The sequence below is a fragment of the Streptomyces sp. NPDC104307 genome (assembly GCF_055584045.1).
On record NZ_JBVJMU010000006.1, the window covers coordinates 280,858 to 300,662 of the forward strand.

Here is a 19,805-nt window from a genome sequence, read left to right on the forward strand (position 1 = left end):
ACGTCTCATCGCTCTCAACGCCCCCCGAACCGCCGCCGCTTCGCGGCCTTGCTCCAGCCCTTGGTGGGTGGTGATTGAGCGGGGGACGGTCTGTCCTTCGGGCGGAGGATCAACGTGAGGCCCTCGTGGTCCACCGGGTGCCACTTGTGGTCGTGAGTCTCGAAGGCGTACCCCTGCTCGCTGTTGTCGCTGTACGCAAGGAGGGCGCGGCCTTGGCCCGAATACTGCCTGACCTCCGCCCACAGCGCCTGCCGCACGCGTGTGGAGGGGCCGCCGATGAAGACGCCGGGGGAGATCTCCAGGAGCCAGCGCGTGAGGAAACCGCGCAGGGCCATCGGACAGTTGGTGAGGACAATGACCGTCACCAGATGACGCCCCCATCGTAGTTACGTCCGGCACTGAGCTCCGTTCCACCGTCCGACTGCAGCATCACCTGATCTCGTGATTCTTCGTCGCCCGCATCGGACTCGGCATCGGCATCAGCGCCGGTTCCAGAACCGCCGCCGGCCCCGAGGAGTTGCTTGATGTCGGTGACCACGCGGTCCATCAGGCCCGTACGGTTCGCGGCGTCCCGCAAGGCGCGTCGGGTTCGGGGGCCGATGTCTTCAGGGCCCTCGGCCGCGGCGTCGAACGCGACCGGGATGCCGATTTCTGTCTTGTAGAGGTCGGCAATGTCCAGCACGAAGGACAGCTCATGGCCGGAGTGGACGAACCCGAGGCCCGGAGCGCATCCGAGAGCGGCTACGACGGCGTGAGCGATTCCGTACATGCACTGGGCCGCCGCGGTGATCGCCTGGTTGGGCGCGTCGCCGGATGCGAAGTCGCCCGGCGTGTAGTGACGGCCGTGCCAGGGGACGCCGGTGCGGGCGGACTCCTCGCGGTAGCAGGCTTTGACACGCTTCCCCTCGTGCCCGAGCAGTTCGTGACGGGTCAGGCGGGCCGGGTCCTCGTCCGGGAAGCGCAGCCGGTACATGTCGCGGGCGACCGCCAGGCGCCGGCGTTGGTTCGCCCACGCTGTGGCTTGAGCCTGCACCAGGGCGGAGGAGCGGGTGAGGGCACGCCCGCCCGCGTAGAAGCGGACTCCGTGTTCACCGACCCAGACCACGCCTGCTCCGCATTCGCCGAGGACGCTCATGGCCTGATGGGTGATGCGGGTTCCGGGGCCGAGGAGGAGTGTTCCGATGGTCGCGGACGGAATGTGCCTTGTGCCCTCCGCGTCCTCGGCGGTGATGGCGTGCGCGTCGCGGTGCACGACGCACCGCTCCAGGTAGACGAAGGACAGCCGGTCCCCCACCCTGCTCAGTTCACGCGGTGACGAGAGCCTGCGAGCTCCCAGAGATGGAGAGGTCATGGTCCGCCCTCACACCACGGGAGCAAGGGTCATCAGCCCGCAGCCGTAGGCCTTCGCCTTGCCCAGTCCGGACGCCAGCCTCAGGCGGAACACCTCGGGATCGGTCACCCGTAGCCGGCCCTGGTAGGTCACGGCGGCGATTTGTACGGCGTTCCGGCCCGCCGTCGCGGAACCCCCCTTGCCGGCGGAGGAGCCGTTCTTGTGGAATGACAGCCCGCGGGCCCCGCCCACCGCCAGCTCGTACTCGTCCCCCCGCTCCAGCCGACGGGCCTCCGGCGCCTTCTCCACGATGGCGAAGCCGCCGCGGTCCTGCTGCTTGAGCAGCCACTCGATCTGGTATCGGGGCGTCCGGTGCGCGGTGCGTTTCGTCGGCTCGCCCTCTTTGCGACGGATGCTGTGCACCGGGTTGGCCGTGAGCCGGAACGCCCAGACGCTGTCGGCGGACAGCCCGGTCAGGAAGGTGGCGTAGTCGTACGTCGACCAGCCCTGGGGCTCCGCCGTCGGCCAGCCCGCCTGCTCCACCAGATGTGTCAGATCCGGCCTGGCCGGGCTGGTTACGTACAGCAGCACCTCGGCCGGCGAGTTGTAGTCGATCCGCCAGAGCACCCGTGGTCCTCCGTCGGGTGTGGGGGGTGCCTCGGGGAAGGAGGACATCACCGCCGCGTGCAGCATCTGTGGTGACGTCAGCAGCCGCCGGGCACCGGTCCTCGCCGCATTGAAGCGAAAGCGCGTGAGGTACATGTCAGGCACCGTCCCTGTTCAGCGGAGTGAGGTGGCCCACCGGATTATGCGGGGCGGGGGCCGACCGCTCGTTCCTCCGGTCGGCACGGGGGTTGGGAACCGTCACCGTTCGCGCGACCACTCCTCGCAGCCCGTACCGCCGGTGACGTGGGTCGAAGCTGATCGGCTGATCCCGTACCGCATCGCCCGGCCCCTCCGCACCGTCACCATCGGGCCCGGTTTCCAGGAGCATGGTGAGGTCGACGGACTCGTCCTTGCGCCGTCGTCGGCAGTACCAGTCGGACGCCTGCCACTCGTGGGCGGCCAGCGTCGCGGCGAGCTCCGCTCCGGGATGCAGCCCGAGATCGATGTTGCGGCTCGGCGGGCATGACCTCCGGCCGAGGAAGGGCAGGAAGACGGGATTGCGTACGGCTGCGAGCAGGTGCACGAGCAGGTCCTCGTCGCCCTCCAGCCCAGCGACGAACACGGCGTCCGCGAGGTAGAAGCGTTCGGACACCGGCATGGACTTGCCCGTGTCGTCGTGGTGCGCGGTCTGGAAGTCCCGGATGCGGGTGCCCGGCTGGTCGATGCGTACGCCGAAGCGCAACGCGGCCAGGTCGGAGAGGTCACCGTCTCTGGCGCGTCCGAGCGCCGCCGCCAGAAGGCCGACCACTCCGCTCTTCGTGGGCGCCGAATCCGTGGTGCGGCGCGCGAAACGGGCCGAAGAGCCCCAGGCCTGGAGCGGACCGGCGAGCCGGAGGGTCAGGACGCTCATTCAGACGCCGCCCAGCCGGTCGCCTACAGCCGCACCCACCGACTCGACGAGCTGGGCCAGGGTGACCTCTGTCCCCAGGCCCGCCAGCGCGTCCGTGGCTGATCCGACCCGCACGACCCACGTGCTCGTGTCCTTCTCGGCTCCGTACGCCGCCTCGACACCGGGCACGTACGAGGCGAGCGCCGCGCATGCTTCCTCGACATGGCCTCCCATGCCCTTCGCGACCACAGGCGCCTCGAAGGCCCCGGCGAAGCTGATCGGGCGGGACGTCCGCAGCTTCACCACGACGGCGTCGGGGAGAGTGTGGTTACCGAACGTGTTGATCTTGCCGGTGGGGAGGGAGGTGATGAAGCCCTCCAGGAACGCTTCGACGGCCCTCCGTACCGGGTCGGTCGTGGGGCTCCCCTCGTTCGAACCCGCCCCGAGGTTGTCGTACAGCCGGTCCACATCCACCGCGGCATAGCGGTAGAGGGTGCTGGAGTTGAAGTCCACTGTGCCGATCATTCCCGCACCGGACTCGTCGGAGGCATTCCTGTCATCCACAGCGGTGAAGTAGTCGGACTCGGTCTCCACCGCATGCACCCCGATCGCGTGAGCAACCTGGGCGGCCGCGTCCACATTGATGTCGGTGGTGTCCGCGACCATGCGCCCGAAGAGCGCGATGTCAACGGAATGGCTGCTGTTGGCGAGAGCCTTGGCCCTGGCCTTCCTCTCCTTGTTCTTGAAGAACTCCTTGGCCGGCTCACCCGACCGCAGCCCTTCGGCCGCGAGGCCCGCGAGGGCGTTGATCTGACGGGCGCTCAAGAACAGCAGATAGGACGACTCCGGTGCCGGCTCCGAAGCCTCCTCTCCGTCCCCGGCCGCTCCCTTGGCCGCACTCGCCTTGCGCTTGGGAGCCTCGACCTTGGTGCCGGTCGCCGCGACGACCGTTTCCGCGGCGAAGGCGAGCACCTTCTCCCTCTGGTCGCTCAGTGTCTCGTCCTGGGCGATGATCCGCTCGGCCAGCGCCTCGGCCACCTTCCGGGTGCGCACACCCAGTTCGCTGGGGTCGAGGAGGTTCCTGAACGCCGTCCGGGTGGCCCGCTTCCATGCCTGGCTGGAGACGCGGGATCGCCGGACTCCCCCGTACACCGCGGATTTCGGCGATCCGGTGTCATCCCGGTTCAGGTTGCTGGGCGGCACGGTCTGGAGGATGTGCACGTCGAAAATGGTGCGGCTCACGAAGGGTCCTTGTCGGTCGTGCGGACGATCCGGCGGTGGATCACCCGGCAGGCAGGGGCGATGATGCGGGTTCCTGGAGCGCGTTACGGGGCGTCTTCCTCGGGCTTGACCGGCCCGTACGAGTGGAAGCTTCGGCCCCATGCGCGATGCACCTCGGCCCGGCCTCCCGGCCACTGCCAGGCGTACAGCTGCGAGGCGAGCTTCCCGTAGTCCATCCCGATGTCGTCGCGGCGTAGCAGGAGTACGAGTTCACGCAGCCGGGTGGCAAGTGCGTCGATGGATGTCGCAGTGCCGGCACGTACGAACCGCTTGCGGATGGGCTCGTCGATGGTGGCGTCCGGCATCAGCCGGCGGACGGCCTTGCCGAGGCCGGGACCGTCCTTGATGTGCATGTCTGCCGCGTGGTGCCCCTGTTGATGCAGTGCCCACAGGGTGACGGCCATGTGAACCGCGCTCTCGGCGCGCTCCGCGTCCTCCTCGCTCCACCCTCGTACGTACAGTGCTTCGGCCCCGATGAGGCCCCAGAGATCGGGGATCTCACCGGCCGGCTTCCCGGCGCCCCGCCTGATGCGCGCCACGGCGGCGACGGCCTCTGAGCGATCCTCTCGGTATCCCCACTGCAGGCGCGAGACATGGGCGTGCACCGTCTCGTTGATCAGGGCCGCGGCGGACAGGGGTTCGGTCTGTACGGGGGCGGGGGCGCCGGTCGACGCGTCGCTCCCTCGCTGGTCTGCGGTCACGCCTTCTCCTCCACCAAATCCTCTTCGCCGACCGGACCTTGCGATGTGGCGCCGCGCGGCGCGGGGATCGGAAGGGCCCTGGGAAGTGCCTTGCCCAACCGGATCCGGAACCACTTGTCGGCGCTCGTGTCGTCGAACCACTGAGGGCCCTTGCCCAGGTCCAGCACTCGACCCTCCCACGCGGCGGCGGTCGCGGAATCCAGCAGATCGTCGCCCAGATCCCTGATGATCCGGCCCGCCCGCATCTGCCACGCCTCACGCTCGCGCGCCGGGTCGTCGCTCTCCCCGAGCCGCCTCAGCCAGAGCCTGTAGGGGCCGTCCAGCTCGCCGTATCCGCGTTCGCTTGCGGCAGCCCGGTGCGCGTCGTGGTCGGATCCGGCCGCTCGGGCCAGGTCGGCCGCGAGGTCGCCCAGGGCTCTCACCGCGAGCTCCGCGTCACCCACCGCGTCGACGGCCGCATCGGCGTACCGCTTGTCCTGGGCGTGCAGAAGGACGACGGGCATGGTGACGCCGTCCTCGATCAACTCGTCGATCACCGACTGCTGCGTTCCGTATCGCGCCCCGACGATGCGCGTCCTGAAGAGAAAGCCTCTCGGCAAGGCCTGTTCGTAGACCAGTTGTGCCATCCAGGCCAGCAGGCCAGGCCGGAGAAGTGCCGCCGGCTCCCCGCTCTGCGCTCCGCCCTTCCCCGGCACGTTCTGGAGAAGGCCGGCCAGCCCGCGCCAGGCACTTCGGGCGGGGTTGTGCTCGCGGGGCATGTAGACGCGCGGCAGTCCGTGCTTCTTCTCCTGCGCCTCGCTGTGCCGCCAGCCCGTCATGGGCTCCAGCAGCTGCTTGTTCCTCGGCACGAGGGGGTCCCCGTAGCCGAGTACGACGCCGTACACACCGGTGTCGTCGTGGTGCAGGCGCACCCTTCGCGTCTGCCACGTGTAGAGATCCCGGGGGCCGGAGGGCCGGGAGGCGAGGTTCAGCGGCGACTCCGCGCCCGGTCCGCAGGGTTCGCGGCACCAGGCCGGAGTGTCGTCGTCCCTGAAACGCAAGGTGGAGTGGTCAGGGGCTACGAGGTTGAGAAGCAGCGATTCACGCAGGTTCACCCCCTCCGCCATCACCCCGCCCAGGTTGCCCGCCCAGCCGACTCCCTGCGGGTAGACCTTTCCGCCCTTGACCCGGTCGTCGCCCGCCATACCGGACTTGATGCCCGACGTGTCGAAGGCATGGGTGTGGACCAGCCATCTGGCGGCCTCAGCGAATCCGAGGCGCTCCGCCTCGGGCATACGCATGCTGAAGAAGGGGTCGCCGTTGGGCACATCGGCCACGATGCGGTTGAGGGAGAAGACTTCGTCCTTCTCCGTGTGCAACCCGGCGACCTGGAAGAAGGGCTGGTGCGGATGGAGAAGGTCGAAGCGGGCACGATGCCGCTCCAGGTAGGCCGGTACAGCCTCGAAAGCGTCCTCGCTCTCCCATAGCTCCGCCCAGTCGTCGACGTCCTCCGGCCCGTCCACGGCGTCGTGCAGGATCGCCAACAGCAGTCTGAGCAGCGCGAATTCCTGCGTCGGTACGTCACCCACCAGCCTCCGCAAACTGCTTGCCTGGGCGAAGACATCCAGCAAGGACAGCTCGGCAGTCGTGCCGTCGAGCCGCTGGACCGGCAGCCACGGGCGTGACACCAGATCGAACGACGGCACGTGTTCCACCAGCCTTACGTCAAGGGCGCCGGGGCGCCCGACCCTGAGTCCGTCAGTACTGCTGTACTCGATTTCATAGCCTGCCAGTTGGGTCTGACAGTGCTCGTCGAGCTCCAGAATCAGCTCCCCAGCCAGCCACGGGCACTCCTTCGCCTGCCAGGCCGGAATCAGCAACTCCTCCAGCTCGTCGATGGCCCGGTCCAGGACCCATGGCTTCGAAAAGTGGAACGGCAGCCGCATCGAGCTCTCGGCGAGGGCTCTTGCCGCCCTCGCCGGCGGAACCGCGTCGGTGGGCAGCGCCAGCCCTCCGCGCCCCCGGTCGAGCCAGGGAACCGTGGTCAGCGAACCGTCCGGCTGCCGCTGGACGACCATTACCTCAAGGCTCTCCTCACTGTCCCTGACCTGCGCCCGGCCGGCCCGGGAGTCGTCGGCGTCGCCCACACCCGCGTCGATCCAGCCGATCACCGGCCGCCCCGGCTTGCGAACCCGGTCCAGCCGGTAGACCTCCGCCTCGGTCTGCTGCTCCGCACGGCGGGTCCGGTGCTCCAGATCGGCGGCGGCCATCGCTTCCGCCCAGCTCGCCGGGCCGATCGGCTGTTCCCCGTATGCCGTCTGGACGAGCTGGAGGATGTCCTGCGGAAGGTGCAGCGTGCTGCCCGGCGCGTGCAGGTACGGGCGGAGCACGGCGAGGGACCGCAGCAGGGTGTGCCGTCCGTACACCCGTTCCGAACCCCGTACCGGTTCGGGCGGTGTGCCGTTCCAGTCCACACCCGTGACCAGGCACCGGGCCCGGCGCAGGGCCGGCGGCCGTTGGTTCTGGCCGGGCCCCCGCTGGTGCCGGTGCAGGCGCCCCATCCGCTGGAGCATGAGGTCCACGGGACAGAGGTCGGTGACCAGGAGATCGAAATCGACGTCAAGGGACTGCTCCGCGACCTGGCTCGCCACGACGATGTGCGGTTTCGGCCCGCTCGGACGATCGCCGTTCGGTCCGAAGAGTCTCAGGAGCCTCGCGTCCAGCGCGGCCCGGTCCAGGTCCATGAAGCGGGAGTGTGCGACGGTGACGTCCGCCGTGCCGTCGAAGCGGGAGCGCAGCCGTTCCGCCGTCTCCACCACCCGGTCGACGGTGTTCCGTACGACGAGTGCGCAGCCACCGCCGGACAGCGCGTCGGCCAATGTGTCGCCGAGCACGGACACATCGTCGTCGAGCGGTTCGAGTACGACGTCCGTACTCCGGTCGGCAGCCGCCGGCGGGCACTCGGTCAGTGGTGCGCTGCCCGGCGCGACGGCCGTCAGCACCGGATATCCCTGCGCGGCGGTGGCGTTGTCGGAGGGTCCCTCCGGAGAGGTGTCACCCCTGTATGCCCGGATCAGATCCCGACGTGTGGCGGCGGGCAGGGTCGCGGACAGTACGACGACGGGCACCCGGTAACTGCCCAGCCAGGACAGCACCCGCTCCAGATAGACGTTCATGTAGGCGTCGGAAGCGTGAGCTTCATCAATCACGACGACCTTGCCCGCCAGTGCGAGATGGCGCAGCGCCAGGTGGCGGCTCTTGAGCCCGGCGAACAGGAGTTGGTCGATCGTCCCGACCGCGAACGACGAGAGCATTCCCTTCTTGCGGCCTCGTAGCCACTGGTGGGCTATGAGCTCGGCCGAACCCGGCCTGCTGTCCCGCGATGCCCGGCGGGTGCCGGTGGGTCCGTCCACATCGACGGCCCGGACGCCACCTCCTCCGCCTGCACGCATCAGCCCCACGTACGCGTCGTTCAGCGCGGCCTTGGCATGCGCAAGGAAGACCGAGTGGCGCTCGGCGCCCGGCAGGTGGTCCAGCCACTTCAGGAGGCGCGGGAACATGGCGTTGCCCGTCGCCCGGGTCGGCAGGGCGACGAAGCACCCGCCGGCCCCGCTGCGGGCCGCGAATATCTCCACCGCGGCGAGGGCCGCCTCGGTCTTGCCCTCCCCCATCGGTGCCTCGATCACCATCAGCCCCGGCTCGGGAAGGGCACGCGCGAGCCGTACGGCGGCTTCCTGCACCGGCCGGATCTCGGCCCCGGCCGGCAGGTCGAACCGCGATGCGTACAACTCGGCCGGTGTCCCCTCCGGCTCTGCGGGCTCCCACGGGCCAGGCAGGTCAAGTCCGCGCCAGGCGGCCGCAATCCGTTCGTCCGGGGTACGGGGCACGTCCTCGGGAAAGTACGGAAAGAGGTCGGGATTGCTCGCGATCCAGTCGGAGACGATGACGAGGGCTGTCAGCAGCACCTGCACGGTCTGCGGCAGCTTCACCGAGCGCCAGGCGTCGAGTCGTTCGCGTACGCCGTAGGCCTCCGCGCAGACATCAAGCAACTCGTCCTGCACGCTGCGCCAAAGCGCCTCGCTCGCTCCCGGCGTACGCAGCAGCTCGGGGTGCCTGTCGAGATCGTGGATCTGCGCGTACCCGGGCGGCACCCCGTGGTGCCCGCCGGCTACCACCGCGAACTGCCCGGCCGCGCGCACCGTCCACCCGTGCCGCTCCACGAGCCATTCCTGCATCAGGAACTGCCCGGCCAGCCCGTGCGGCGCCATACGCCGGTCGTCCCCCCACTGCTTCTGGTGCGGCATGTCCAGCCCGGCCCTGCGCATGCCGTCGGCGAGCCCATCGACCTGGCAGGCGAAGGCGGGCGTCGCCTTGCCGATGTCGTGCGTACCAGCGAGCCAGACGACGAGGCGGCGGGCGTCGTCCGGGTGCGGGACCGCGTCAACAATCTGCTGCCGGATCAGGCGGGGAACCCACTCGTCCCAGAGGAGGCCGGCGACGGCAGCGCTGTCGGACATGTGCTGCCAGAGGGGCAACCAGCCTTCGGTGGGACGGTCGTGCTTGGCCCACACGGTGCGAGTGGGCCGGGTCAGCGCCGATCCGCGAAGTGGATGTATTCGGCTTGCGTGGGACATAGCGACATTGAATACAGCTCGGCGTTGGAATGTGTCCGGTCTTCTGAATCCGCATCGTAGAGGACGGGTTTGCGGTAGTGGGCGGGACTGCTTCCGGGGACTTGAGAAGTCGGCAGCTTCCGCCTCAGAGAGGGGGAGGGCGATGATCGGGCTGGGCGCTCGATTCGGCAACTTGGGGCTGCTTCCATCACAACATAGGCTGGACTTCGTTGGGCTCGCCAACCCTGGCGAGTTGCGCCGCGGGCGCAGGTGGGCTTCGTCCCCCAGTTCCCCACACATTGTGGGGATGTTCCCTGTATGGACTCCCGATGCGCGTCATCCAACGCTTGCTCCCCGCGCACGCGGGGGTGAATCACCGGGGCTGGACGACACCGACGATCCGTACACGGTTTCCCCCGTGCGCGGGGGAAACCGTGTACGGATGCCAGGCCCCAGCAAGCTCGCCGCGCTCAGCCTGCACCAGCATCAACTGTATTGACTCGCAATGATCGATGAGGATCTTTCAACGAGGATGTATCGAAATCGCCTCGCGTCGGGTCCTGCGTGTGTAGGGTCCGAAGCAAGCGAGAACACAAGGGAGTTGGGCAGGCGCTTGCGCCGGTACTGACGAGGACCCTCGCCCATCCGCCCTCCATGCCGAACCACTCTGCAGAACGGAATGAGTCATGACCGCAGCACATGGACCTGCAGCCGCACAGACTGAGTTCGACCAGCCGTTCATCCGACAGCTCTTACTGACAGTCATTGGAGCTGGCGCCGGCTCCATGTCCCCAGTCGACCCAGGGATTCGCGTGGTGGTAGTCATCGTCGTGCTGATCATTTTGGGTCGCTCGCTACGAGGCAGCCGCACATCAAACTGACTGAACCAACGGAGTGCGCGAATGCCACCTGCCAGGCTTCCGAAGGGTTGCCTCGACTCAAGGAGGGCGCACCCGATCCGGGTGGCGCGGTGGAGCATTTGACCGCACGGGCCGAGGTGCGGCCCCCGGCTCGTCGGTGCTACGCGGCGAGAAGGGCGTCTGAGGTGCGACCGGTGCGGCGGGAAAAAACAGAGCAGATAGGCGTGACGGGCTAACAGGACCAGCGGGCAGGTCTGCCAGGCGGGATGGCCAGCTGGACGTGGTGCAGGCCCCTGTCCAGCCTTCTGTCGTGGGGGCGTCTGGCTGCGTTCCGGATCACGTGAGGGGCCACACAGAAAGGGCCTTGCCCCATACCCTGACAGTGACGAGCTGTTCAGAGAGGGGCAAGGCCATGCCAGATGATGCTACCCCGGACCCGTACGCCGATCCGATCGCATTCGGTCAACGCATGCAGATCCTCCGTACGAAGCGGGGCATGTCGCGGCCGGTCGTGGCGGGGCTGCTGGGGATGTCGCAGTCGTGGGTGAAGCAAGTCGAGACGGGACAGATCGGTATGCCCAAGCTTCCCGTGATCCTGCGCATCGCCGAGTTGCTGCGCGTCCGCGACCTTTCGGACCTGACCGGCGATCAGTCCACCTCCGTCGATCTGTTCATCGGGCCGGGGCACTCACGGCTGCCGGAGGTGCGGGCGGCGGTGAATGCCTTGTCGCTGAGCGCGGACCGGCAGGCGCCGCCGGCCGAACACGTAGCGGCTCGACTGGCGAAGGCGTGGCAGGCACGGCACCGCGCGCCGAACCACCGCGAGGTGCTGGGCGAGCTACTACCGGGGCTGATCCGGGACGCGCAGTTAACAGTGCGGCAGGCAGACACGGCGGCTGAGCGGCGGGTGGGGCAGGCCATCCTGTCCGAGGTGTACAGCCTCAGCCAGTTCTTCGTGGCCTACCAGCCGGACAGTGCCCTGCTGTGGCGGGTAGCCGAGCGTGGCATGGTCGCGGCGCAGGAGTCCGAGGACCCGCACGCGATCGGTGTTGCAGCATGGCTGGCCGCGCAGGCACACCGCGACAGTGGGCCCGCGCACTTCGACGCGGCCGACGCCATGACGATGGAGGCCCTAAAGTTCATACAGCGGTTCCTCCCAGACGCCGACGACCGCACGATCGCCATCGCAGGCGCCCTCCAGTTCGAGGCGGGGTACACGGCGGCTCGGCGGGGGGCGAAGGGCGAGGCGTGGCGGTGGTGGGACAAGGCGAACGCCACCGCGGCCCGGCTTTCACCTGGCTACTACCACCCGGTTACGTCATTCTCCACCGCCATCATGGGCGCCCACGCCGTGACCGTGGCCGTGGAGCTGCGGGCTGGCGGGGAGTCAGTGCGGCAGGCCATCGACGCGGACAGCACAGCGATCCCGTCACGGCCGCGCCTGGCCCGACACCGCATCGAGGAGGCCCGCGCGTATCAGCTGGACGGGCAGCCTGAGACGGCCCTGGCCACGCTGGAGCGCGCCCACCGAGCAGCCCCGGAGACGATCCGCTACAACGGATACGCCCGCCGGATCGTGCTGGAGGAGACGGAGTCCCGAGTGCCAGCTCGCCGCCAGCGTGCCGCGGCCCTGGCCGAGCAAATCGGACTACTCGCGGCGTAGTTCGAACCCGTGAGCGAGGGGCAGGAATCCTGCCCCTCGCCTGCGCTGCCCGCTCGTACCGTCGGGATACCGACCGCCGACGAGCCGAGGATGCCGTGATCGTGAGAGCACTACCACCAGTCAGCACCTTGACCGAGCAGCAGGCCCGTGGTTGGCGCTGCATCTGGTGCGACCACCCCCTCGTGTCCGGGCTGGACGTCGACCTGGGCGAGCAGCGCACGCACCCGGCCGACGGAGCCGCGTACAGCTGGTTCCCCCGGGCATGCGCGGACACCGCGACCTGCGCGGCCCAGGCCACGCGGGCGAGCACATGAGCCTGGTGATGCGGTTCGTGGAGTGGACGATCGGCGCTCCCCGGGGTGAGGCACCGCAGACCGTCATCCTGATCCGCTGCCTCACCCCGGGCTGCGGCGAGGAGTCCGAGCCGAGCCGCTCACACATCACCCCTGACACCTGGGCGCTGAAGCACGCCGGGCGGATGGGGCACACCGAGTACGAAGAGGTCGCGCGCTGCCGCCTCGTCGCCACCCCTAAGGAGGCCCGGTGATCTGTGACCGCTGCGATCAGCTGATGCGGCCGGACGAGGCCGAGCAGATCTATATCGACGCGGCCTCAGGCGCTGGGGTCACGGTCAACGTCCACAGGGTGCTGTGCACCAGGTCGCGGACGCACCCTGCCTCGTACCCGCAGCAACCGGCCCGCTGATCTCCCGCCCGTACCCAAAGCCGGCAGCGGCCCAGGTGCGGCGGGCCTACTCCGGCACGAGGTCGGCAAGGGTTCCTCCCCGCACGTACGGGGAGCAGGATGTCTCGTTGTTGTATCCGTGGTCGGCGTAGGGTTCATCCCCGCACGCGCGGGGAGCAGCGGTACGGATGCGCATGGTCCCCCCAGGGATGGGGTTCATCCCCACATGCGCGGGGAGCAGCCGCGCCGCTGTTCGACCCATGCGAGCACAGAGGGTTCATCCCCGCATGCGACGGGGAGCAGTCGCGGAGAGCGCCGCACGGGACGAAAAGCGAGGGTTCATCCCCACATGCGCGGGGAGCAGTCCACGTCCCGGTTGAAGTCGGCTCCGCTCCCGGGTTCATCCCCGCATGCGCGGGGAGCAGCGGTCCTCGCAACGCGGGCAGTCCCGGCCGGAGGGTTCATCCCCGCACGCGCGGGGAGCAGCCTCCAGTCGACAGCGTCCTGGACCTGGTGCCGGGTTCATCCCCGCACTCGCAGGGAGCAGGAACTGGTACTTCGAGATCGCCAGCCACTACAGGGTTCATCCCCGCACGCACGGGGAGCAGGCCGCCCGACTCCTGGACGAACTGCAGGGCATGGGTTCATCCCCGCACGCGCGGGGAGCAGTCGGAGGCGGTGTCGTCAGCCAGCTCCTCGATGGGTTCATCCCCGCACGCGCGGGGAGCAGCGGTCCTTCGCCCTCAGCGTGCCGGCCGTACCGGGTTCATCCCCGCACGCGCGGGAAGCAGGTGCGGTAAGTGGCGTTGTCCAGCCCGGCCTTGGGTTCATCCCCGCACGCGCGGGGAGCAGTCGCCGATACCGGTCCGCGCGGCGGGAGTACCGGGTTCATCCCCGCACGCGCGGGGAGCAGCGGGACAGCGGGCTGGGCGACCGCCTTTCCGCACGCGCGGGTAGCAGGGCCGCGGCGGGCTTCTCCCACCACGGAGGCAGGGTTCATCCCCGCACGCGCGGGGAGCAGGCGGGCTTCCCGCGCGACGGGATTCTCGTCCGGGTTCATCCCCGCACGCGCGGGGAGCAGAGCTTGAGCCAGCCCTCCGCCTCGATCCGGTGGGGTTCATCCCCGCACGCGCGGGGAGCAGCTCGTCGCTGACGTCCGCCTCGGTGATCTTGGAGGTTCATCCCCGCACGCGCGGGGAGCAGATGTGCTTGCCGGTGCCGTACGGGTTGTCCTCGGGTTCATCCCCGCACGCGCGGGGAGCAGGCGGTGATGGGCTCACCGGCCGGCTCGGCATGGGGTTCATCCCCGCACGCGCGGGGAGCAGTGGCCAGGGTGAGGTTCGGGTGGGTCTTCCACGGGTTCATCCCCGCACGCGCGGGGAGCAGGACCGGGGCGACGTCTGGCTGGACGACCACCGGGGTTCATCCCCGTACGCGCGGGGAGCAGCAGGTGGAGGCGCTCGATGAGAGCCTCGCCGGGGGTTCATCCCCGCACGCGCGGGGAGCAGTGGGCCACCGGCTACCTCAACGAAGCGGCCATGGGTTCATCCCCGCACGCGCGGGGAGCAGCTGATCAGGTCGGTGACCGCCCAGAACAAGGCGGGTTCATCCCCGCACGCGCGGGGAGCAGCTGGTCGGTGGTGCGCAGCCGCAGGCCGAGACGGGTTCATCCCCGCACGCGCGGGGAGCAGAGTCGCTCGGAGGGGTGGAGACGTAGAGGAAAGGGTTCATCCCCGCACGCGCGGGGAGCAGAGTCGCTCGGAGGGGTGGAGACGTAGAGGAAAGGGTTCATCCCCGCACGCGCGGGGAGCAGCGCAGACCGAAGACTGGTCTGCGGCACACGTGGGGTTCATCCCCGCACGCGCGGGGAGCAGACACTACGCCTCATCAGGGCAGATGAATGGTTCGGTTCATCCCCGCACGCGCGGGGAGCAGCTCGGCGGTCCGCTGGGAGACCTGGAGGTCGCGGGTTCATCCCCGCACGCGCGGGGAGCAGCTTCGTGAGATCGGTCATTTCTTGCCTCCTTCGGGTTCATCCCCGCACGCGCGGGGAGCAGGCCGCCGCCCTTGCGGACGTTCCTGCGGAGTCGGGTTCATCCCCGCACGCGCGGGGAGCAGTGGCTGCCCTGGTCCGCTCGCAAGATCCGCGAGGGTTCATCCCCGCACGCGCGGGGAGCAGTCGCTGCCCGAGGCGGAAGGCCGCGTCGACTGGGGTTCATCCCCGCACGCGCGGGGAGCAGCGGAAGATGCTCCGGGCGAACCGGGCCACCCGGGGTTCATCCCCGCACGCGCGGGGAGCAGACTGCCTGACCTCGGGTTCTCTGGGCGCATCCTGCCATTTCGAAGCAGCTTCGTGAAGTCCGGCATACCTGGGGAAATCACCCAGCGCTGACCCGGGCCCCAACGTTCACCGCCCGAACCCCGCAAGCCGCGCTTCCCCGCCCCCCGGAGCGCAAGGCCCACCCGAGCAAGCCGCCCCCTCGCGGGCGGAACGCTGACCCGAGGTGACCCCCGAAGGGTCCGGTTAGGGTAATGCGGGACTAAAGAGATCACCAAGTGCGTTTCGTAAGCGTCGCGCTCCTCGGGAGGAAGTCATGGGAACCCACCGCACCACGCTGCCCGGAGTCGGAGTGCAGTACGACTACACCACCGAGACGGGGCAGCACATCTCCGTCGTCGTGCATCACGACGGGCGGCGGTTCATCGGGTTCTACGACCAGGACGATCCTGATTCGTGCCGGCTCTCCGTACCCCTGACTCCACAGGAGGCCACCGGGCTCGCGCATCTCATCGATGCCGCGCCGATCGACGCCGTGCGGACCGAGGGGATCGATCTGGTCACCGAGCACATACCGCTCGGGACGCGGTCGCCGTACGGCGGGCGGTTGCTCGGGGACACCCGGGCGCGGACGCGGACCGGGGCGTCGATCGTGGCGGTGTTGCGTACGCACAGTGCGCATCCGTCGCCGGGGCCGGACTTCCGGCTGGCCATCGGGGACACGCTTGTCGTCGTGGGTACGCGCGAGGGCGTGGACACGCTCTCCGAGATTATTGCGGAGGGCTGACCGTGCACGACACGACCGCACTGCTGGTGGAGTTCGGCTCCGTCATTCTGGGGCTCGGCATCATCGGCCGGTTCGCCGGCCGAATAGGCCTCTCCTCGATTCCCCTCTATCTGCTGGCCGGACTCGCCTTCGGTGAGGGCGGGCTGCTGCCGCTCGGCGCGAGCGAGGAGTTCACCGCCGTCGGCGCCGAGATCGGCGTCATCCTGCTGCTGCTCCTGCTGGGGCTGGAGTACAGCGCCAGCGAACTCGTCACCAGTCTGAAGACGCAGTATCCCTCCGGGGCCGTGGACTTCGTGCTCAATGCCACCCCCGGTGCCGTCGCAGCGCTGCTGCTCGGCTGGGGGCCCGTGGGGGCGGTGGCGCTGGCCGGGGTCACCTGGATCTCGTCGTCCGGGGTGATCGCCAAGGTCCTCGCGGATCTGGGGCGGCTCGGCAACCGGGAGACGCCCGTCATCCTCGGGGTGCTCGTCATCGAGGACCTGTCGATGGCCGTCTATCTGCCGCTGCTCACCGCGATGCTCGCGGGTGTGGGCTTCGCCGGGGGCAGCATCGCGCTGCTCGTCGCGCTCGGCACCGTCGGCTTCGTGCTCTACCTCGCGCTGCGGCACGGGCGGCTGATCAGCCGGGCCGTGTCCTCCGACAATCCCGAGCTGCTGCTGCTCGTCGTGCTCGGGCTGACCGTGCTGGTCGCCGGGGTCGCCCAGCAGTTGCAGGTGTCCGCGGCCGTCGGGGCGTTCCTCGTCGGCATCGCGCTCTCCGGCGAGGTCGCGGAGGGGGCGCGCAAGCTGCTGACCCCGTTGCGGGATCTCTTCGCCGCCGTCTTCTTCGTCTTCTTCGGGCTCTCCACCAACCCCGCGGAGATCCCGCCGGTGCTCCTCCCGGCCGCCCTGCTGGCCGTCGTCACCGTCTTCACCAAGATCGCCACCGGCTGGTACGCGGCACGGCGGGCCGGCATCGGTTCGCGCGGGCGCTGGCGGGCGGGCGGCACGCTCGTCGCACGGGGCGAGTTCTCCATCGTCATCGCCGGTCTGGCCGTGGCGACCGAGCCGCGCATCGGCCCCATCGCCACCGCGTACGTCCTGATCCTCGTCATCGTCGGCCCGCTCACCGCCCGCTGGACGCAGCCGATCGTCGAGAAGATCCAGGAGTGGCGGGGGAACGGCGGGGACAAGCCCGCCCCGTCGTCCGTCGACAGTAAGAGCGGCAGCGGCAGCCCCGCGACGGTGCCGGGCGCGCGCTTGCCCGCTCCGCAGGAGGAGCTGGCCCAGACCGACTGAGCAGCGCGGCGTCAGCCGTCCTGGGCGGCGGGCAGGTCGGGCAGCCAGCCCAGCGGGTACGCGTCCGCGCCGCCCCCGGGAGCGGCCGGCTCGCCGCCCGCCGCGGTGAACGCCGTCAGCGCCTCGATCAACGCGGACCGCTGCTCCGGCGCGAGGCGTTCGACGATCGAGGCGATCTCGCGGCGGCGGCCGGCCGTGACGTCCTCGACCAGTTGGAGCCCGTCCGGGGTCACCCGCAGTGCCGTCTCCCGGCGGTTGGCCGGGTTGACCTGGCGCTCGGCCAGACCGGCGACGATCAGCCGGTCCAGCATGCGCATCGCGGTCGACGGATTGACGCCGAGACGCTCCGCCAGCGAGACCAGCTTGGCGTCCCCGTGAGTGGCCAGGACCACGAGCAGCCGGAACTGCGGCAGCGTCACCCGGTCCTCGAACGCCGCCAGCGACCGGGCGGAAACGGCCACCAGCAGGCGCGACGCCGTCAGCACCGCCCGCGTCACCGCGTCGACGTCGTCCCTGCCGGTAGCGGAGGGGGTGGACGGAGTGGTCGGGGTACACGGGGCTGACGGACGTTTCTCAGATGCCTGTTCGTGCGCGGCCATGCCCCTTTTTACCGCGCCGGGCCGCGTACTCCCACTGCGGGAGCCCCACCGCGACGGTGGCGCACACCTTTGGATTGTGCAACGTTTGCACAGTGACACATCAATCCGCAGACTCGTCCGTGCCCCGGCGCCCCGCACCGCCGACCGGCTGGCGGCGTAACGTCGCCCGGCTCCCGGTCCATATGTTCCGGGCCGGGCTCGGGCCACTGTTCCGGGGGCGGCTGCTGCTCCTCGTCCACACCGGGCGCACCTCGGGACAGCCGCGCCGGACCGCCGTCGAGGTGGTCGAGTCCGCGACGGTGGACGGCCGGCGGAGCTGGACCGTGGCGTCCGGATACGGGTCCGCCGCCGACTGGTACCGCAATCTGCTGCGTACGCCGCAGGCCACCGTGCAGATCGGCCGCCGGTTCCACGCGGTGACGGCGGCGGAGCTGTCGGCCGGTGAGGGCGGCGAGCTGATGGTGCGGTACGCGCCCCGGCATCCCCGGGTCGCCCGGCGGCTCTGCTCGTACCTGGGGTTCACGGTCGACGGCAGCGCGGAGGGCTACCGGTCCGTGGGCGAGTCCATACCGTTCGTACGCCTCACCGAGGGCGCCCCGGCCCGCCGCGGCGAACGCTGAGGGCGCCCCGGCCCGCCGCGGCGAACGCTGAGGGCGCCCCGGCCCGCCGCGGCGAACGCTGAGGGCGCCGGACCCCGCGAGCTCAGCCTGATCCAAACGAAAGGCCCGAGGTCAGGCCCGTACCGGATCGGGCTCCTCCACCGGATGCGGCTGCGGTACGCCCCGGCGGTAGAGGATCACCGTGACCAGGAAGCCGACGGCGAAGAAGCCCGCGGACCACCAGTACGCGGTGGAGTAGCTCTCCAGCTGGGACTGGGCGATAGCGGCCGGGGTCGGGCGGCGGCCGACCAGGTAGTTGGTGGCCGCACTCGTGGCGAGCGTGTTCAGCAGCGCCGTACCGATGGAGCCGCCCACCTGCTGGCTGGTGTTGACCATCGCGGAGGCCACTCCGGCGTCGCGGGCGGAGACCCCGGCGGTGGCCAGATTCATCGCCGTCGCGAAGATCGAGCCCAGTCCGAGCCCCAGGCAGATCAGCGGGGGCAGCACATGGGCGGCATAGGTGCTGTTCAGGTCCAGGGTGGTGAGCCACACCATGCCGCCCGCGGCGATGCACATGCCGAGGGGCACGATCGGTTTGGGGCCGAACCTCGGCACCAGGACGTTCGTCGTCGTCACGGACGTCACGATCATGACGGCGATCATCGGCAGGAACGCCAGGCCCGTGCTGACCGGCGAGTAGAACAGGCTCTTCTGCAGGAAGTACGTGAGGAAGAGGAACACCCCGAACAGTCCGCCGCCGGAGATGAACATCGCGAGGAACGACGCGGCCCGGTCCCGGTCGAGCACCACCCGCATCGGCAGCAGCGGATGCGCGGCCCTGGTCTGCCACCAGGCGAACGCGGCGACGAGCACCACACCGGCCACCAGGAACCCCCAGACGTCCGGCGAACTCCACGGATGGGTCTCCGCCCTGGAGAATCCGAACACGATGCAGAAGAGGCCCGCCGAGACCAGCACGGTCCCCGGGATGTCGAGCTTCGGGCGGTCGACCGGCGCGCCTGCCGTGAGCAGCCGCCAGCCGCCGACGAACGCGAGGGACGCGAACAGCAGGTTCACGTACAGGCACCAGCGCCAGTCCAGGTATTCGGTGAGCACCCCGCCGAGCAGCAGCCCCACCGCGCCGCCCGCCCCCGCGATGGCCCCGTAGATACCGAAGGCCTTCGCCCGCTCCTTCGGGACGGTGAACGTGGTGGTGAGCAGGGAGAGCGCGGCCGGGGCCAGCAGCGCGCCGAACATGCCCTGGAGAGCGCGGGCCAGCACCAGGACCTCGAAGCTCGGGGCGGCGCCGCCGATCGCGGAGGCCACCGCGAAGCCGACCAGCCCGATCAGGAACACCACCCGACGGCCGACCAGGTCCGCGATCCGGCCGCCGAGCAGCAGCAGCGAGCCGAAGGCGAGGGCGTACGCCGTCACGATCCACTGGCGGTTGCCGTCGCTGAAGCCGAGCTCCTGCTGGGCGGAGGGCAGCGCGATGTTCACGATCGTCGCGTCGAGCACCACCATCAGCTGGGCGAGCCCGATCACTCCCAGTACCCACCACCGGTGGGACGGACCGCGCACCTCCCCGTTCTTGCCCTGCGTGCCCTTCTCGCCGTTCTCGGCAGGTTGCCCTGGCTCACGCGCGTGTCGGGCCATGGT

Annotated in this window: 15 protein-coding genes and 2 CRISPR repeat arrays; of the genes, 6 read left to right on the plus strand and 9 right to left on the minus strand. The window is 69.8% G+C overall.

What is annotated here, in order from left to right:
• Positions 1-14 precede the first annotated feature (14 nt).
• The 7 genes from cas2e to casA form a co-directional block, all read right to left on the minus strand.
• Entirely contained in the window at positions 15-365 is a 351-nt protein-coding gene (cas2e, locus tag ACZ601_RS18635) for a type I-E CRISPR-associated endoribonuclease Cas2e (protein ID WP_469539095.1), read from the minus strand.
• Entirely contained in the window at positions 362-1,351 is a 990-nt protein-coding gene (gene cas1e / locus ACZ601_RS18640) for a type I-E CRISPR-associated endonuclease Cas1e (protein ID WP_469539098.1), read from the minus strand. Before cas1e ends, cas2e begins: the two co-directional genes overlap by 4 nt.
• A 9-nt stretch (positions 1,352-1,360) precedes the next feature.
• Complete coding sequence (gene cas6e / locus ACZ601_RS18645) at positions 1,361-2,092, minus strand: type I-E CRISPR-associated protein Cas6/Cse3/CasE (RefSeq protein WP_469539101.1); 732 nt, start codon at positions 2,090-2,092, stop codon at positions 1,361-1,363.
• 1 nt (position 2,093) lies between these two features.
• Positions 2,094-2,846: a type I-E CRISPR-associated protein Cas5/CasD gene (gene cas5e / locus ACZ601_RS18650; RefSeq protein WP_469539104.1), complete on the minus strand. Its 753-nt coding sequence runs from the start codon at positions 2,844-2,846 to the stop codon at positions 2,094-2,096.
• The gene (gene cas7e / locus ACZ601_RS18655) at positions 2,847-4,067 is read right to left on the minus strand and encodes a type I-E CRISPR-associated protein Cas7/Cse4/CasC (protein WP_469539107.1); all 1,221 of its coding nucleotides are present in this window, start codon (positions 4,065-4,067) and stop codon (positions 2,847-2,849) included. It lies immediately after the preceding gene.
• 83 nt (positions 4,068-4,150) lie between these two features.
• A complete protein-coding gene (casB, locus tag ACZ601_RS18660) occupies positions 4,151-4,807 on the minus strand; it encodes a type I-E CRISPR-associated protein Cse2/CasB (protein WP_469539110.1) in 657 nt (218 codons plus the stop codon).
• Positions 4,804-9,420 (minus strand): type I-E CRISPR-associated protein Cse1/CasA, encoded by a 4,617-nt coding sequence (gene casA / locus ACZ601_RS18665; RefSeq protein WP_469539112.1) that lies wholly within the window; start codon positions 9,418-9,420, stop codon positions 4,804-4,806. The genes casB and casA overlap by 4 nt, the downstream gene beginning before the upstream one ends.
• A gap of 1,251 nt (positions 9,421-10,671) precedes the next feature.
• Between casA and ACZ601_RS18670 the strand changes: the two genes are divergently transcribed.
• The 5 genes from ACZ601_RS18670 (at position 10,672) to ACZ601_RS18690 (ending at position 16,948) form a co-directional block, all read left to right on the plus strand.
• Entirely contained in the window at positions 10,672-11,922 is a 1,251-nt protein-coding gene (locus ACZ601_RS18670; RefSeq protein WP_469539115.1) for a helix-turn-helix domain-containing protein, read from the plus strand.
• A gap of 128 nt (positions 11,923-12,050) precedes the next feature.
• Positions 12,051-12,236 (plus strand): hypothetical protein, encoded by a 186-nt coding sequence (locus tag ACZ601_RS18675; RefSeq protein ID WP_401924623.1) that lies wholly within the window; start codon positions 12,051-12,053, stop codon positions 12,234-12,236.
• Complete coding sequence (locus ACZ601_RS18680) at positions 12,233-12,469, plus strand: DUF7848 domain-containing protein (RefSeq protein WP_469539118.1); 237 nt, start codon at positions 12,233-12,235, stop codon at positions 12,467-12,469. The genes ACZ601_RS18675 and ACZ601_RS18680 overlap by 4 nt, the downstream gene beginning before the upstream one ends.
• Before the next feature lie 472 nt (positions 12,470-12,941).
• A CRISPR array of direct repeats spans positions 12,942-13,520; the repeat unit is 29 nt; unit sequence GGGTTCATCCCCGCACGCGCGGGGAGCAG.
• Positions 13,521-13,598: 78 nt separating this feature from the next.
• Positions 13,599-14,907: a CRISPR direct-repeat array (repeat unit 29 nt; unit sequence GGGTTCATCCCCGCACGCGCGGGGAGCAG).
• Positions 14,908-15,200: 293 nt separating this feature from the next.
• Complete coding sequence (locus ACZ601_RS18685) at positions 15,201-15,671, plus strand: cation:proton antiporter regulatory subunit (RefSeq protein ID WP_024492051.1); 471 nt, start codon at positions 15,201-15,203, stop codon at positions 15,669-15,671.
• Between the two features lie 2 nt (positions 15,672-15,673).
• Positions 15,674-16,948 (plus strand): cation:proton antiporter, encoded by a 1,275-nt coding sequence (locus ACZ601_RS18690; protein WP_469539123.1) that lies wholly within the window; start codon positions 15,674-15,676, stop codon positions 16,946-16,948.
• 11 nt (positions 16,949-16,959) lie between these two features.
• Here ACZ601_RS18690 and ACZ601_RS18695 read toward each other — a convergent pair whose 3' ends face one another.
• Positions 16,960-17,547 carry a MarR family winged helix-turn-helix transcriptional regulator gene (locus ACZ601_RS18695; protein WP_469539126.1) on the minus strand — a complete coding sequence of 196 codons (588 nt, stop codon included), beginning with the start codon at positions 17,545-17,547 and terminating at the stop codon, positions 16,960-16,962.
• A 92-nt stretch (positions 17,548-17,639) separates the two neighbouring features.
• Here ACZ601_RS18695 and ACZ601_RS18700 point away from each other — a divergent pair, with 92 nt between their 5' ends.
• The gene (locus ACZ601_RS18700; RefSeq protein ID WP_469539128.1) at positions 17,640-18,167 is read left to right on the plus strand and encodes a nitroreductase family deazaflavin-dependent oxidoreductase; all 528 of its coding nucleotides are present in this window, start codon (positions 17,640-17,642) and stop codon (positions 18,165-18,167) included.
• Positions 18,168-18,278: 111 nt separating this feature from the next.
• Here the strand turns inward: ACZ601_RS18700 and ACZ601_RS18705 are convergent, their stop codons facing one another.
• Positions 18,279-19,802, minus strand: coding sequence for an MFS transporter (locus tag ACZ601_RS18705; RefSeq protein WP_469539130.1), 1,524 nt, complete (start codon positions 19,800-19,802; stop codon positions 18,279-18,281).
• Between the last annotated feature and the right edge of the window lie 3 nt (positions 19,803-19,805).